General features: G+C 61.4%; 1 protein-coding gene. It reads left to right on the forward strand.

All coding sequences use genetic code 11. The annotated features are described in order from the left end of the window. Positions 1–2 precede the first annotated feature (2 nt). Entirely contained in the window at positions 3–959 is a 957-nt protein-coding gene (locus ACE04F_RS11850; RefSeq protein WP_486106882.1) for a TRAP transporter substrate-binding protein, read from the forward strand. Positions 960–1066: the final 107 nt, after the last annotated feature.

Consider the following 1066-nt stretch of genomic DNA (forward strand, 5'->3'; position numbering starts at 1 on the left):
GCGTGGCCGGCCACGCCGCTGAGATCCGCGAGCGCACCCTGCGTTTTGCCTTCCAGAACGTCAAGGAGCATCCGCAAGGGCAGGGCGCGCAGAAGTTTGCCGACCTGCTCAGTGAAAAGAGCGGTGGCAAGCTCAAGGTTCGTCTGTTCCCCGGCGGAACCCTGGGCGGCGACGTGCAGACCGTCTCGGCCCTGCAAGGCGGCACGCTGGATATCACGGTGCTGAACTCCGGGATCCTCGCCGCCCAGGCCGCGGATTTCGCCATGCTCGACTTCCCGTTCCTGTTCAACAATGCCGAGGAAGCCCACGCGGTCATCGACGGGCCGGTCGGCCAGAAACTCGCGGCGCAGCTGGACAGCAAGGGCCTGGTCGGCCTGGGTTACTGGGACCTGGGGTTCCGGCACCTGACCAACAGCAAGCATCCGGTGGCGAAACTTGAAGACATGCAGGGCTTGAAGGTGCGCGTCATCCAGTCGCCGATCTATCTGGAAACCTTCAGTGCCCTGGGTGCCAACCCGGTGCCGATGGCTTTCCCGGAGGTCTATACCGGCCTGGAACAGCACACCATTGATGGTCAGGAAAACCCGTTCACGGTGATCGAAGGCAACAAATTCTACGAGGTGCAGAAGTACCTTTCGGTGACGGGCCACATCTTCAATCCGCAGTCGTTGATCATCAGCCAGAAAACCTGGAACCGCCTCAACGACGATGAAAAGGCGTTGATCCGCGAGGCCGCGAGCGAGGCGCAGAAGTTCCAGCGTGAAGTCACTGCGGCGAGCATGGGCAAGGCCAAGGCGACGCTGGCGGGCGCCATGACCGTCAATGAAATCACCCCGGCCGAGAAAGATCGTTTCCGCGAACGCGTGCAGCCGGTGATCGATAAATTCGCCAAATCCCTGGACGGTGAGCTGGTGAAGATGATGTATGCAGAAATCGCCAAGGTGCGGGCGGGGCAGTAAGGTCAGGGGAACACGCCTGACCGTACTATCCCTGTGGGAGCGAGCCTGCTCGCGAAAGCGGTATGTCAGTCGATGATGATGTCGACTGAGCGGACGCCTTCGCGAGC

Source organism: Pseudomonas sp. AGC41, from assembly GCF_057334555.1.